Below are 14,639 nucleotides of genomic sequence, written 5' to 3'. Positions count from 1 at the left end.
TACATGGTAAATATCCCAAACTGTATTTAAAATGGGCTCAACAGTTTTTTTAGAGTACCCTCCAAATATTCTTATCAACACCACTTATATCGGACATTGAGCGTTCCATTAATGCAGTAGTAATATTATAATTGAATTGATTATTTTTAAAAAAATTTAGATAATCGAGAAATTCATTCTTCTGAATATTTTGTCTATAATCATTTAATAACCTGTTTAAATACGTCAAAATATTCAAATCAAAATGTACAACTTTACCAACTTTTATTTTCGGTAATCCCCTCCAATATAATTACTATCAAGAATCCACATTTTTGTATAGTCAGGAGAAATATTTTATAACCGTTAATTTCCCTATTTTTAAAACTTTCATTAATATTTGAATATTTTTATATGATCTGATTTATTAAAAAATTTTTCGAATATGATATTCTTTTCAATTGTATTATCTGCTTTAATTATGAGATCAATAATAATTTTAAGTTGTTCATTCATTGTATCCCCTTCACATCTGATTTTCCTTCAATATCCCTCAACCTACATTTATCTAATTAAATATTTTTTGCAGTTCTGCTGAAACTGTAATTAATCAAAGTGATAGCACCGATACCAATTGTTTAGTCGTATATTCTGGCGTCATCCATGGCACCTTTGTTGTGGATGTCTGGGAGAACCTCAAAATATTGTCAGATGTCTCACTCAAAGCCTAAGATGGAAATTTCTTCGAGTAGAATTAAATCTTATTCCCGGATGATTTCTAGATTTTCTTCAGAAACTCCACCCAGTACACGGATACCCAGTCCTGAACCTAGGACTATAAGGTCCATTCTATAATTGCAACACAGCACAAAAAGTCAAGTTTCCTAAAGAGCATTTCCGCTATACTAAACTCGTAAGGCAAGGAGGTGCTCGGTTGTCCTATCAAGAACATGAGAAAACGATTCAAGAAACATTGAATTATATTGAACAGCATCTGAAAGATGATTTACCGCTTCAAACTCTAGCGAAACACGCTGGTTATTCTAGGTTTCACTTTCACCGTATATTCAAGAAAGTGATTAAGAAGTCAGTTGTCGATTATATAAGGGAACGTCGGATGACCCAAGCGGCGAAGGATTTAATTCATACGGATCAACGGGCGATTGACATTGCATTGCAGTATCGATTTAGTTCACAGGAATCCTTCACTAGAGCCTTTAAGAAGATATATGATATGTCACCCGCACGTTATCGGAGATTACTAAGGAATGTCATTGATAAGGAGGAAACGAATATGGCTGCAAATAAGAACACACCTACTGGCTGGATTATGACGGGAGAAACACCATCTGATTATGAAACAGGTCTGGATGGCAGAATTGTACACAGTGGTACTACCTCAGCTTACCTGAAATCCAAGGATGAAAAAGCTCGAGGTTTCGCGACATTGATGCAGCAAATTAAGTCTGATCGTTACCGTGGAGAACGCCTTCAATTTTCTGCTTTTGTCAAAAGCGAAGATGTGAAAGGTTCAGCTGGTTTATGGATGAGGATTGACCATTCTTCAGGTGAAGTTCTTGCGTTTGACAACATGATGAACCGCCCCATTACAGGAACAAACGGCTGGAATCATTTTAGTGTAGTATTGGATGTTCCAGTCAAAAGTGAAGTCATTGCGTTTGGCATATTACTACATGGACAAGGTCACATTTGGATGGACGAACTTAGTTTTAAAATTGTAGATGAAAGTGTGCCAGTGACAGAACAAAATACTGTGGATCATTTAGAGGATGAACCAGTGAATTTAAATTTTGAAAGCTAGCAGACTGAATTTAAGAGGAGGTTCATTGCCATGAAAAAAATTGGTGCGATTTTATTGTTCGCTATGAATTCACTCACCTTTATTTGTGGCCTCGGAATTTTATTTGGTGAAGAGGATTAAAGATAAGCACCCATAGAACAAAAAAAATCAATTAAAAAAGATATCCCTATCACTATCTCTTTTTTATAGACTTGGTATAATAGAAAAAATCAGAAAAATGAGAATGCGATGATAAGGAATAGTACTTGCCGAAATGTTTTCAGAAAGTTGCTGGTTGATGAGAAGCAATAACAAAAAGGCAGGGAACTCACCTTAGAGTAGCCTTAGTGAAATGAAAAGTATTGATGTAGTTAAGGTCGGCACCCCACCGTTATATGGGAAGGATATAAGATTTAACAATCTGTATCCGAATAAGGGCATGATAATGTATTGTTATCATGAAACAGGGGTGGTACCGCGTAAGAAGAAGTCTTTCGTCTCCAAGTTAAATCTTGGAGATGATAGGCTTTTTTTATATTCCAATTACAGGAGGAAACGATGATGTTTAACCACAAAAAATACGAAAAGAAATACTTTTTGCCACCGAACCTTACGTATGATTGGGTGAAGAAAGAAACATTAGAAAGTGCTCCGATATGGTGCAGTGTGGACTTGCGGGATGGAAATCAAGCATTACCTATTCCTATGAACTTAGATGAAAAATTGGAAATGTTTCAGTTATTAGTAGAGATAGGTTTTAAAGAAATTGAAATCGCATTTCCAGCTGCTTCTGATACGGAGTTTAGGTTTTTACGGACACTGATTGATCATCATATGATTCCAGACGATGTCACGATTATGGTGATCACACAAGCGAGAGAGCATATCATCCGCCGAACCTTCGAAGCCATTAAGGGGGTACCGAAAGCGATTGTTCATTTATATAATTCGACTTCAGAAGCTCAGCGCAGACAAGTATTTAAGAAAACAAAAGATGAAATTAAACAAATTGCAATGGATGGAGCTATTTTAGTAAAAGAACTTGCCGAAAAAACAAATAGCGATATTTATTTTCAATATAGTCCTGAAAGCTTTCCAGGAACAGAAGTTGATTATGCGTTAGATATTTGTAATAGTGTTTTAGATATCTGGAAACCGACACCAACTCATAAAGCGATCATCAATATTCCGACAACAGTTGAATATTCAATGCCTCATATCTTTGCAAGTCAGATTGAGTATATACACAAAAATCTGTCTTACCGAGACAGTGTGACATTATCTGTTCATCCTCATAATGACCGCGGCTCTGGGGTGAGTGATGCAGAATTTGGTGTTCTAGCTGGCGCAGAAAGAGTCGAAGGTACATTATTTGGTATCGGTGAACGTACAGGGAACGTAGACTTGATTACCTTGGCGATGAATATGTATTCACAAGGTTATGATCCAAAATTGAATTTCAATAACCTAGAAGCTATTCGTAAAAAATATGAAAAACTAACAAAAATCACTGTTCCTGAGAGGCAGCCCTATTCTGGGGAGATGGTTTTCACCGCATTCTCTGGTTCACATCAAGATGCGATATCTAAAGGTATGAAATATAGAAAGGAAAATAAAGTTGATAAATGGGACGTTCCGTATATCCCAGTAGATCCCGTTGACTTGGGGAGGAATTATCAAGCGGATGTGATTCGAATCAACAGCCAGTCTGGAAAAGGCGGCATAGGCTATATACTAGAAACAAATTATGGCATTCAACTTCCTTATCAAATGAATGAAGCCATGGGATATGAAGCGAAGAAAGTATCTGATCAGGCAAGTAAGGAATTGTCTGTCGAAGAAATATATCATGTTTTTAAAGAACAGTATGTTGATTATCACCCTCATTTCCAGCTGCTTGATTATCAATTTCATAAAGGAGAGAAGCAGGAAGTTACCTTAACTTTGCTGAGAGATGATCAACAAATTGAAATACAAGGAACTGGCACTGGAAGTTTAGATGCCATCAGTAATGCGTTAAAAGCATATTTTCATCTCGAGTATGTTTTGGAAGTCTATGAGCAGAATTCTTTGGGCAAGGATTCTCAAGCACAAGCCTGTGCACAGATTGGAATTTCATATCAAGGAAACATGCATTGGGGTGCTGGAATTGATAAAGATATTATAGAAGCAACAGTGAAAGCCCTGGTGGTTGCAGTAAATAAACTAGAGGTTTGGATGTAGATGGAAAAAGATAAACTTGAAAAACATGAAGTGATGCAATATTTAAGAGAATATAACGAGCAAGAAATCTTTTATCAACAATACCAACAGAAAAAGCATGACAATCAATCATTGCAATTATTTTTGAAGGATTATGATAAACACAATTTAATGCATAAGCAAATATATATAGAAGAATTTTTGCAAAAAGGGCAGAACGAATTTGAAAAGGAAGATACCATGTGGTTAGGTCAGGAGAAAGATATCGAAGTGAGAAAGTATAGCCGTTTTATGCCTCAATTGTCGGCTATCCATGATTTCTTTGAAATGATCTATGTTCTGGAAAATGAGATGTATGTAGAAGTGGAAGATAAAAAAATGACTTTGAAATCAGGAGATATTGCCTTTATTCCTCCTGACACCATACACAAGCCAATTGTAATGGAGAATACAATCGCCATGCAAATCATGATCCGTAAGAGTACTTTTCAAAAAGTGTTTTTTAAAATGTTAAAAGGAAACAATGTCATTTCAGAATTCTTTTTGAATGCATTGTATATAAAAGAAAATAAAAATATTCTTATTTTCCATAGTCACTTGGATAAACATTTGCTAGACTGCTCTCTTCAACTATTTACAGAAAATTATAATCGGTTTCCTAGTTACCAGTTGATTATGAATAATTTGTTTGAGATATTATTGTGTCTCTTATTAAGATTCAAACCAAGTCATATGAACGTAAATCAGGTCAAACAATATCGTGATATACGTATTATTGAAATGCTCCAATATATTCAGCAATGTTGTGAGCATATCACCATCCAGGAGATGGCAGAGAAATTTAACCTTTCACAATCTTATCTGTCAAAATATATAGCTCGTAAGCTTGGCAAATCATTTCGTGAGATTCGACAAGAAATAAGATTGGAAAAAGCCTGCGAAATGCTCACTGGCAGCAATTCACAAGTAGATCATATTGCGGCAGCCGTAGGTTATCAAAATGTAGAGCATTTCATTCGTTTATTTAAGAGAAAGTATCACCTAACACCACATCAATATCGATTAAATAATAGATAATAAAGAGGAGAAATGATAATGTCCATCAAACAAGTAAAAGATTATTTTAAACAATATGATATGGATACTCGAATTCAAGAATTTTCAGTGTCTAGTGCCACCGTAGACTTGGCTGCTTCTGCATTGGGCTGCGAACCTGAAAGAATCGCAAAAACACTATCCTTTCTAGTAAAGGGACAAGCTATTTTAATTGTGACCTCTGGCGATGCAAAAGTTGATAACAAAAAATTCAAGGAATATTTTAAAACAAAAGCTAAAATGCTTTCTCCTCATGAGGTCGTTGACTTGGTCGGTCATGAAATTGGCGGAGTATGTCCTTTTGCTATAAAGAATGGCGTTTCTGTTTATTTAGATATTTCACTCAAACGTTTTGAGACAGTCTATCCAGCCTGCGGGAGCAGTAACAGTGCTATTGAACTCACAATAAAACAATTAGAAAAATACTCCGGTTATTCACAATGGATTGATGTGTGTAAGGGATGGAATGATTCATTAACACATTAAAATGGAAGGGAAAAGTGCAGTTAAAAATAAAAAAGAGCTAGAAACCCTTGATACACAAAGGTTTTTAGCTCTTTTACATTTATTCCCACTCTATCGTAGCAGGCGGCTTACTCGTAATATCATACACCACGCGGTTAATATGCTTCACTTCATTGACGATACGAGTTGAGATCTTTTCTAGCACGTCCCAAGGGATTCTTGCCCAGTCACTCGTCATACCATCAATAGATGTAACAGCACGGATGCCGATTGTGTAGTCGTATGTTCTTGCGTCACCCATAACACCTACGCTGCGGATGTCTGGGAGAACCGTGAAGTATTGCCAGATGTCGCGCTCAAGGCCGAAGTTGGCAATTTCTTCGCGTAGAATCGCATCCGATTCACGGACGATTTCTAGTTTTTCTTCAGAAATTTCACCTAGTACACGGATACCTAGTCCTGGACCTGGGAATGGCTGTCTCCAGACAATGTCATCAGGAATGCCAAGCTCTGAACCTAGGGCACGAACTTCATCCTTGAATAGTGTATTGAGTGGCTCAATCAATTCGAACTGCATGTCTTCTGGAAGACCGCCTACGTTGTGGTGAGATTTGATTGTTTGCGCCGTTGCTGTTCCGCTCTCAATGATGTCTGTGTAAAGTGTTCCTTGTGCTAAGTAGTCGATTCCTTTTAGCTTGTCCGCTTCGTCATCGAATACATAGATGAATTCGTTACCGATGATTTTACGTTTTTGCTCAGGATCAGACACACCTTTTAGCTTGTTTAAGAAACGATCTTTCGCATCTACTTTAATCACGTTCATGTTGAAACCTTCGCTAAATGTTTTCATAACCCCTTCTGCTTCGCCTTTGCGAAGAAGACCGTGGTCAACGAAAATACATGTCAGCTGATCGCCGATGGCTTTGTGGATCAATACCGCCACAACAGATGAATCCACACCGCCGCTTAGTGCGCACAATACTTGCTTGTCGCCTACTGTTTCACGGATTTTCTGCATTTCGATTTCAATGAAGTTCTCCATTGACCATTTGCCATCACAATCACACACGCCGAAGACAAAGTTTTTCAATAGGTCATTTCCGTACTCAGAGTGACGAACCTCTGGATGGAATTGAACGCCATAGAAATTCTTCTCAGCTAAGCTCATGGCTGAGTTTGGACAATGTGCACTTGTTGCATCGACTGTAAAGCCCTCTGGTACTTCAACAACGAGGTCACCATGGCTCATCCAAACGACTTGATCAGTCGGAAGGTCTTTGAATAAAGCAGGTGTTCCGTTAATATGGATATCTGCTTTTCCATATTCACGCTGGCTGGCCGCTTCTACTTTCCCGCCTAAATAGTGAGTCATGAGCTGCATGCCGTAGCAAATGCCTAGAACCGGAATGTCTAGATCAAAGATCTTTTCATCACAGCGGAAAGATCCTTCATCATAAACACTGTTTGGTCCACCAGAAAGGATGATTCCTTTAGGTGCCATTTCTTTAATTTCTTCAGCAGTTAAAGTGTGCGGATGAAGCTCACTGTACACACCAAATTCACGAATACGGCGTGTGATCAGCTGATTGTACTGACTGCCGAAATCGAGAACCAAAATCATTTCATTTACTAAATTTGTCATGGTGTCACCTCTATGTCCAATATAGTTTTTTATAAACGCACAGAAAAAATGAGAGGAGAAAACCTGCTCTCAGTGTGAATCACGCTTTTGAAGCGCCCAGACTCACATCCGAACGCTTCAATTTCATGTATTTTAGAAGGTTTTAATATTCACCTATTCTAACAACAGGAAGGTACGCGGTCAAGACTATCTCCTGTTTATTAAATTTTCCCATAACTTTGCCGATTGCTGCCAAAGCGCCGAGGCATCCTCTCGCCGGTAGAGCGCACGTTCATAAAGCTGGGTCAGCTCTGACATATGATGATCTCCATTCTTCTCATCAATCAACGAAGCGAATTCTCTTAGCGTCATACCTGGCTTTTTCTCGATTCCTCTGCGCCCTAGCTGCTTTAATAGAGCTCCATACGCATAGAAGAATGCTTCATCCTCTGGCAGACGTTTCACCTTTCTTACAATAAAGAATGGCAGCCATCTTGTTCTAAATCGATAAAGCATCCAGCTGATGAATCCAAGCAGGACAATAGCTCCTGCCGCATAACTTATAACCCAACCAACATGCACCATATTTGGCTTTGCCTGCGCTGTTTGTTCCTTTGGTTGTGCCGGCTGCTCTGTCTCCTGCTGCTTCGGCTGGTCTTGCTGCTTTTCTTCACTTGCATCAGAACTAGACTGATCTTCTTCTTCCTTTTGATCATCCGTTTGATCGCTTGAAACAGCTTCATTCGTAAAAGTCTCTGGGTTTGTAAATCCTTTTGTCGGTTCAAAGGTGACCCAGCCTCTGTTTGGAAAATAAACCTCTACCCATGAATGCGCATTGTTATTGGTCACTTCATACACATTGTTTCCATCCATTTGTGTTTCATATAACTGGCCAGACGTATACCCTTTCACCCATCTCGCCGGAATTCCGATCGAACGAAGCATCACAATCATAGAGGTTGAAAAATTATCACAATAGCCGATCATCGTATCAAATAAAAATTGATCCACATAATCTTCATTACGACCAGGCACAGCGACATTCTGCGTTTCATATGAAAACTTCGCAGATCCTAAATAATCCTCGATGGCTTTCGCTTTATCATACATATTATCCTTCGTTTCCGTTAAGCTGTTTGCCAAAGTTTTCACACGCTCTGGAAGTGACGATGGAAGCTGCAAGTATTCACGGCCAACCTGCTGATTCACCTGCTTCTTTGTCGGTACTTTGATTCTCTGCAAATCCTCCAGGATAAATGTAGGAGATAAAAAGCTGACTTGATAGTTCCCCAAATTTTTAGGTGGGTTTTGCATAGACGGGACAATTTTCTCCGTTTTGCCCATGATTTGCAGCGGAATGTTTTCCATTGGCGTCAGCATGATCGTTCCAATAGGATAAACAGCATGATTAAATCGATAATCCGATTCTATATCAATTCTTGTTTCATGCTCCTCTGTTTTCACTCGCTCAGTAAACCACCGATTCGGCACAGTGTCGTCCTTTAGCCGAGTAGGCTTCGTATCATTTGAAGCATCCTCCCAGCCCTTTCCTGTGTAAATACTTTTTGTTTCTACACGAAAGTATGATGGCTCCTTTCCGCTCCATTTAAAAACAGGTGTGCGGTCCTCACTAAACGGTCCGCCTAGCGCCGAATCATCTGCACTATATCCCACTTTATTCTGCCCGGCTGTCCCATCTTGATTCGTGACCGCCTTAAAAAACGGAACAGGATCGGGCCATTTCGGATCAGACTTTGGCAAAGAAGCACCCAGTGACGCTGATAGAAGGACAAGCGCCAGCATAGGCAAAAACCACTTTAGACGTGCTTTCTGTGACACCCGAACGCCCTCAGCTGAACGCAGTCGATCAAAATACAGCAATCCAAGCAAACAAAAGCCAAATACCATAATACGAACGATCGCAAAAGTCGCATCATATGGCGTAAACGTATCAAGAATCGTGACATACACAATCGTCATCAGTAAAAAGAAAAAGATACGCTGCTGATAGACCACCCAATAATGTAGCAAGTAGACAAGCAGCCACAGCAAAATATAAAACAACAATGTGCGGAAAGACGGGTACATATCACTCCACATGCCCATGCTCATTAACGTGATATTATCCTTGATATCAGCAAACAAAGCAGCCGGATAGCCTGGCGCTGATTGATAAAAGATCAAATATAAGGCGAGCAAAATCAGTCCAGCACAAATAGGAAACGTCACATACCACTTCAGACGAAAGAACGTAAACAAACACGTAAGCCCGATAAAAATGATGAAATAAGACGTATGGCTCGTCTCTGTAAAATCTTGAAGCGGTCGAAGCCACTCCCATAGCAGCAGAAAAGCTACAGCATAATAGATGAACAATTCAAAACGGCTTTGCCGCAGATGCGAATGCAGCATAAATGTTTGTCACCTCACAGTTCTTTCGTGCAGCCGGTCTTCAAATAAAAGGGTGATGCGTATTCCAGAGGCCTTGAGCCGGTCTACAAGCTGTTTTTCTTTTGTCGTGAAATGGTCAACGGCTTTCTTCACTAAAAGCACGGTGATGTTCTTTCTGTTTCGATTTCCAAAGAGACTTGCCGCAAGCTCCTCCTGCAGCTGACCCGTGACGACATATTTTCCTGAGTGCTGGTACTCACTCGCTGCTAACGGTTTATATTCTAGTGCGCGGGAAGGCTGATGCTGCACCCTTGTTAAATAATAAAGCATGTCCTGTAAATGAAGTTCTCCTTGATCGACTCGAAAGGCATGCTGATCTCCTAGAGAGACAAGACCTGACGGCACTCCTTTTTTCACAGCCGTTTGAAGAACAGATGCCGCAATAGAGACGACTGTTTCAAAAACAGCTTGATCAGTAAAATCAGCAAACACAACAAGGTCCTTTGCTTGATTCTGTTCAAATTCCTTCGTCATCAGCTGGCCTCTTCTGGCCGTCGTCTTCCAGTCCACCCAAGCAAAACGGTCTCCTTGCTGATATTCCCGTACGCCTGTTGTCACATGGGCCGGTTCATTGAACCACGAGTGAACCGCTTTGCCTCCATTTTCACTCACTGACTCAGCAGGCTCTACAGGGATATCCAGTACTTTTGGGTAGACAAGCAGCTTTTTCTCTAACGGAATGATGATTTCTTTTTCAACAAACCCAAACATATCACCCGTTTTGATTCTAACCGCTGTCAAATGATGCTCTCCCCGCATGACATCATTCAATTGATAGGAAAATCGCCAAGTTTTCCGAAACCAAGGAAAAAGCATTTGCTTCATTTCAATCTGTTCCTGTAAGTGAAAGGTATCTGGCGGAGCATCCTCTATCATGACGTAAACGTACGGAAATGGATGTGTCCGCTTGATTTCAAGGTCAACGGACAGCACATCCCCCGCCTTTAAGCTTGTTTGCTGTATTGTCCTCTTGGCTGTCGCGCGAAGCGGAATAAGTGCAAACAGCAATGCATACAAAGCATATGGTAAAAATGCATAAAAAAGGAACCAACTCACAAACCCTCCCTGAAACATGGCATAACAAAAGGCTGCCGCAGTGAGAATGATGAGCATCATCACCCTTAACCATAATGAAATTGCTACACGATGACGTGACTTCATTGAGTCATCGACTTTTGAACTGGCACGCCAATTTGCTCAAGCATTTGCCGCAGCAGTGTCTCCGCCTTCTTCCCTTCATATGTCGCTTCTGATGTCAAAATCATACGATGCGGTAATGTATAAGTCGCCAAATACTGTACATCATCAGGAATCACATAATCGCGCTGATTCAAAAGTGCATACGCCTGTGCCGCTTTCATCAAGGCGATCGATCCCCTTGGACTCACACCTAGATAAACAGATGGGTGTTTACGCGTCGCTTGAGCAATTTCAACAATATATTCTTTTATGGATGCATCCACATGAATGGTCTGAACAGCCTGCTGCAACGCATGGATATGTTCCTTTGTCATGACAGCTTGGAGCGTATCAATCGGGGATTGTTTCTCCTGCAAGTTGAGCACCTCCAGCTCCTCGAGCATGGTCGGATATCCCATCTGCAGTTTGAATAAAAACCGGTCCATTTGCGCTTCTGGCAGCGGATAAGTCCCTTCATATTCCACTGGGTTTTGTGTCGCCATGACGAAAAAAGGATCCGCAAGCGGCATCGTTTCTCCGTCCACTGTGACACTGCCTTCCTCCATCGCTTCAAGCAATGCTGATTGTGTTTTAGGAGAAGTCCGGTTGATCTCATCAGCTAAAATAATCTGCCCCATGATCGGTCCTTGCCTAAATTCAAATTCATTCGTCTTTTTATTGTAAATCGACACGCCTGTTACATCTGAAGGCAAAAGGTCAGGAGTGAATTGGATTCTCTTAAACTCACAGCCAATGGATTTTGCCAAAGCACGAACCATCATCGTCTTCCCTACACCAGGCACATCCTCGAGCAGCACATGCCCCTTCGCCAAAATCGCTACAAGGCTTAATATCGCAATGTCTTTTTTCCCAACCATGACTTTATTGATGTTATCTACGATTTTTTGTAAATCTGAATGCATCGGTTCATCAAATGCCATCCTGATCCTCCTATCACGTTTCTGTCAAATTTCATATAGTCTAACTTTACCATACAACGCGCATTTGCATATAACATCAGCACGTATAAAAAAGAAGCCTTCTCACGATGGGAAAGACTTCTTCTCTTCTTTTGACTTACTTGCTGGCTCCATATGAACATGAGAGTGTAAAATATCATGCTCCTGCTTCATTCTTCGTTCAATTTCATCTGCAATATCATGGCTTTCTGCTATGTTCAAGTTAGGCTCGACCTCAACCACTACATCCACATGGACTGTACTTCCAAGATAACGCGCTTTTATATCCTTTAAATCGCCTACTCCTGGTGTTGCTTCAATGGTCTCTTTATATTTAGACATATCTTTGATATGAAAACCGTCTGTTAACGAATGAGAGGCATCTCTGAAAATCTCCCACGCAGTTTTACAAATAATTAAGCCAATGACAAAGGCTGCTAGCGTATCAATCCATGCCAGCTGAAATTGAGAGGCCATAATTCCTACAAATGTTCCAATACTCACATACGCATCTGATTTATTATCAGCAGCTGCCGCATGGAGAGCCTGGCTATTAATTCGTTTGGACAGATTGCGGTTATAAATATACACACCGTACATCACAACAGCACTTCCTGCTGCTGTCCAAGCCGCGATCATATCCGGCGTTTGATGCTCAGATGAGAAGAGCGACTGGCCTGCACTCAGCAAAACTTGAAGTCCAACAAGCATCATGATAAAGGAAGCCACAAGAGACGCAATATTTTCCGCTCTAAAATGACCATACGGATGATCTTCATCAGGCGGCTTTTGAGAAATACGCAGCCCAATCAACACAGCAAGGGATGCAATAATATCCGTCGTGTTATTCAATCCATCTGCTGAAAGAGCCTCTGAATGAAACACATACCCAATAATGAGTTTGACCGCAGATAAGATCACATAGGCAATGATGCTGACCCAAGCACCTGTTTCACCTTGTCTTAATTCGTTATAGCGCTCCATGTTGAACCGCGCCTCCTCACACATCACTTTTCTATTATTTATCTTACAAAGCAAAGCCCGTGTGGGTCTACAGCAACATGATTCGCTTATGTCAGCAAAATAGGATAAATAGAAATGTGTTGACCTAAGTAAACTTATTTTTACAAGGTCAAATGACCTCAAGACCTACTCCCATCAACCTTTTTCCAATTCTCTTCGAAATGGACATATCGTCAAATCACTCTTCTCTGGTAAATTATCAGAATAATTTTATTTTGAGACACAACTTCCCTCCTTCCTTTTTTATGCTATTTTAAAAATAAACAGAGGGAAAAGAGGGAACATAATCTCTCAAATCCTTTCTACTTTTTAACATCATGTTAAGAGGTTTGAAATGTCAGTTTGATAACCTGTCCAATGCTGAATGACAATTCAGTATGATAAAATTTAAAATATTCTAAAAACAAATTCTCTATTCATGAGAAATGTTTGGAGGTAAAGAAATGTCCAACATGACAAACGGTCTTCAAAAAAACCTTAAAACAAGACATATTTCGATGATTTCCATTGCTGGGGTCATTGGGGCAGGGCTATTTGTTGGTAGTGGTGCTGTCATTCATTCTGCAGGGCCTGGATCCATTCTTTCCTATTCTTTTGCCGGACTTCTGGTGATCTTTATTATGAGAATGCTTGGAGAAATGGCATGTGCCTATCCGACAAGCGGTTCTTTCTCACAATATGCGAGCGATGCCATCGGTCCATGGGCCGGGTTTACAATCGGCTGGCTTTACTGGTTCTTCTGGGTGATCGTCATCGCCATCGAAGCCATTGCCGGTGCTGCCATTATTCAATATTGGTATGGAGATGCACCTGTTTGGCTCACAAGTCTTATCCTCACAATCCTCTTAACATTAACAAATATCTTTTCTGTTAAATCTTTTGGCGAATTTGAATATTGGTTTTCATTAATTAAAGTCGTCAGCATCATTCTCTTTCTACTCATTGGTTTTGCATTTATCTTTGGTTTTGGCGGTCATCATACTTCAGGTCTTGCCAATCTAACAGGGAACGGCGGTTTTCTTCCAAATGGATTCAGCTCTGTGTTACTCGGAATCGTCGTCGTCATCTTTTCCTTCATGGGAACGGAGATTGTGGCCATAGCGGCCGGTGAATCAGCAGACCCAGTCAAATCTGTGACGACAGCCACCCGCTCTGTTGTATGGCGTATTATCGTATTCTATGTTGGATCAATTGCTGTCGTTGTCACCTTGCTTCCTTGGAATTCCGCAAGTATTTTAACAAGCCCGTTCGTTGCGGTATTAGAATACATTGGTGTTCCATCAGCCGCTCAAGTCATGAACGTCATTGTCTTAACAGCTGTTCTATCTTGTTTAAACTCCGGTTTGTACACAACGTCCAGAATGCTTTATTCATTAGCAGAAAGAGGCGAAGCGCCAAAACGCTTTATGAAAATCAGCAAACGTGGTGTTCCTGTAGCGGCTACAGTCGCAGGTACCTTCTTTTCCTACATTGCCGTCATGATGAACTACTTTTATCCTGAAACCATCTTTTTGTTCTTAGTCAACGCATCTGGTGCCATTGCCCTTCTTGTTTACTTGGTCATTGCCGTTTCACAATTAAGAATGCGACGCAAAATCGAAAAAGAAAATCCAGAACAGCTCAAAATCAAAATGTGGCTGTTCCCATACCTCACGTACTTTACCATTTTGGTCATTTGCGCCATCTTGGCATCGATGCTGTTTATCGAATCCATGCGGCCACAGCTCATTTTGACGAGTATCATTACCTTTGGCGTACTGGCTGCTTATTTCATCTTTAAACCGAATAAAAAAGTGCCTGCAAATGCGGCGCTTGAAAATAAACACCCTTAATTCTCCCGCTGAAAAGCGGGTTTTTTTATTTT

10 protein-coding genes, 1 pseudogene and 1 other annotated feature are annotated in these 14,639 nt (G+C 40.3%); of the genes and pseudogenes, 5 read left to right on the top strand and 6 right to left on the bottom strand.

Annotation, left to right across the window (positions count from 1 at the left end):
* Positions 1-617: 617 nt before the first annotated feature.
* Positions 618-809, bottom strand: a pseudogene (locus tag MHH61_RS12085) (GMP synthase (glutamine-hydrolyzing)); the annotation flags it as partial.
* Between the two features lie 104 nt (positions 810-913).
* On the opposite strand from MHH61_RS12085, the gene MHH61_RS12080 reads away from it, so the two are divergent.
* From MHH61_RS12080 to MHH61_RS12065, 4 genes are all read left to right on the top strand, one after another.
* Positions 914-1,801, top strand: a complete 888-nt coding sequence (locus MHH61_RS12080; protein WP_120208711.1) for an AraC family transcriptional regulator — start codon at positions 914-916, stop codon at positions 1,799-1,801.
* A gap of 219 nt (positions 1,802-2,020) precedes the next feature.
* Positions 2,021-2,285: a binding site (T-box leader), on the top strand.
* Between the two features lie 56 nt (positions 2,286-2,341).
* Positions 2,342-4,003: a 2-isopropylmalate synthase gene (locus tag MHH61_RS12075; protein ID WP_125587203.1), complete on the top strand. Its 1,662-nt coding sequence runs from the start codon at positions 2,342-2,344 to the stop codon at positions 4,001-4,003.
* Complete coding sequence (locus MHH61_RS12070) at positions 4,004-5,059, top strand: AraC family transcriptional regulator (protein ID WP_056767497.1); 1,056 nt, start codon at positions 4,004-4,006, stop codon at positions 5,057-5,059.
* An 18-nt stretch (positions 5,060-5,077) separates the two neighbouring features.
* Positions 5,078-5,563, top strand: a complete 486-nt coding sequence (locus MHH61_RS12065) for a YbaK/EbsC family protein (RefSeq protein WP_125587202.1) — start codon at positions 5,078-5,080, stop codon at positions 5,561-5,563.
* A gap of 79 nt (positions 5,564-5,642) precedes the next feature.
* Here MHH61_RS12065 and guaA read toward each other — a convergent pair whose 3' ends face one another.
* From guaA to MHH61_RS12040, 5 genes are all read right to left on the bottom strand, one after another.
* Positions 5,643-7,184 carry a glutamine-hydrolyzing GMP synthase gene (gene guaA, locus MHH61_RS12060; RefSeq protein ID WP_024424487.1) on the bottom strand — a complete coding sequence of 514 codons (1,542 nt, stop codon included), beginning with the start codon at positions 7,182-7,184 and terminating at the stop codon, positions 5,643-5,645.
* Between the two features lie 186 nt (positions 7,185-7,370).
* A complete protein-coding gene (locus tag MHH61_RS12055; protein WP_125587201.1) occupies positions 7,371-9,575 on the bottom strand; it encodes a transglutaminaseTgpA domain-containing protein in 2,205 nt (734 codons plus the stop codon).
* A gap of 9 nt (positions 9,576-9,584) precedes the next feature.
* On the bottom strand, positions 9,585-10,670 hold the full coding sequence (locus MHH61_RS12050) for a DUF58 domain-containing protein (RefSeq protein WP_241218600.1): 1,086 nt from the start codon (positions 10,668-10,670) through the stop codon (positions 9,585-9,587).
* Between the two features lie 101 nt (positions 10,671-10,771).
* Positions 10,772-11,734, bottom strand: coding sequence for a MoxR family ATPase (locus tag MHH61_RS12045; protein ID WP_024424484.1), 963 nt, complete (start codon positions 11,732-11,734; stop codon positions 10,772-10,774).
* Between the two features lie 102 nt (positions 11,735-11,836).
* Positions 11,837-12,736 carry a cation diffusion facilitator family transporter gene (locus tag MHH61_RS12040; protein WP_044335634.1) on the bottom strand — a complete coding sequence of 300 codons (900 nt, stop codon included), beginning with the start codon at positions 12,734-12,736 and terminating at the stop codon, positions 11,837-11,839.
* Between the two features lie 482 nt (positions 12,737-13,218).
* Here MHH61_RS12040 and gabP point away from each other — a divergent pair, with 482 nt between their 5' ends.
* A complete protein-coding gene (gene gabP / locus MHH61_RS12035; RefSeq protein ID WP_024424482.1) occupies positions 13,219-14,607 on the top strand; it encodes a GABA permease in 1,389 nt (462 codons plus the stop codon).
* Positions 14,608-14,639 lie beyond the last annotated feature (32 nt).

Origin of the sequence: Bacillus sp. FSL K6-3154 (genome assembly GCF_040869395.1) — a bacterium.
GTDB classification, from domain to species: domain Bacteria; phylum Bacillota; class Bacilli; order Bacillales; family Bacillaceae; genus Bacillus; species Bacillus safensis.
The sequence above is the reverse complement of the archived record's forward strand: the minus strand, read 5'-3'. Positions and strand labels throughout refer to the sequence as shown.

Bases quoted from the DNA above. Each gene is read 5' to 3' on its own strand.
- MHH61_RS12040 (WP_044335634.1), bottom strand. From the start codon at position 12,736: ATGGAGCGCTATAACGAATTAAGACAAGGTGAAACAGGTGCTTGGGTC.
- MHH61_RS12065 (WP_125587202.1), top strand. From the start codon at position 5,078: ATGTCCATCAAACAAGTAAAAGATTATTTTAAACAATATGATATGGAT.
- MHH61_RS12075 (WP_125587203.1), top strand. From the start codon at position 2,342: ATGTTTAACCACAAAAAATACGAAAAGAAATACTTTTTGCCACCGAAC.
- MHH61_RS12070 (WP_056767497.1), top strand. From the start codon at position 4,004: ATGGAAAAAGATAAACTTGAAAAACATGAAGTGATGCAATATTTAAGA.
- MHH61_RS12045 (WP_024424484.1), bottom strand. From the start codon at position 11,734: ATGGCATTTGATGAACCGATGCATTCAGATTTACAAAAAATCGTAGAT.
- MHH61_RS12055 (WP_125587201.1), bottom strand. From the start codon at position 9,575: ATGCTGCATTCGCATCTGCGGCAAAGCCGTTTTGAATTGTTCATCTAT.
- gabP (WP_024424482.1), top strand. From the start codon at position 13,219: ATGTCCAACATGACAAACGGTCTTCAAAAAAACCTTAAAACAAGACAT.
- guaA (WP_024424487.1), bottom strand. From the start codon at position 7,184: ATGACAAATTTAGTAAATGAAATGATTTTGGTTCTCGATTTCGGCAGT.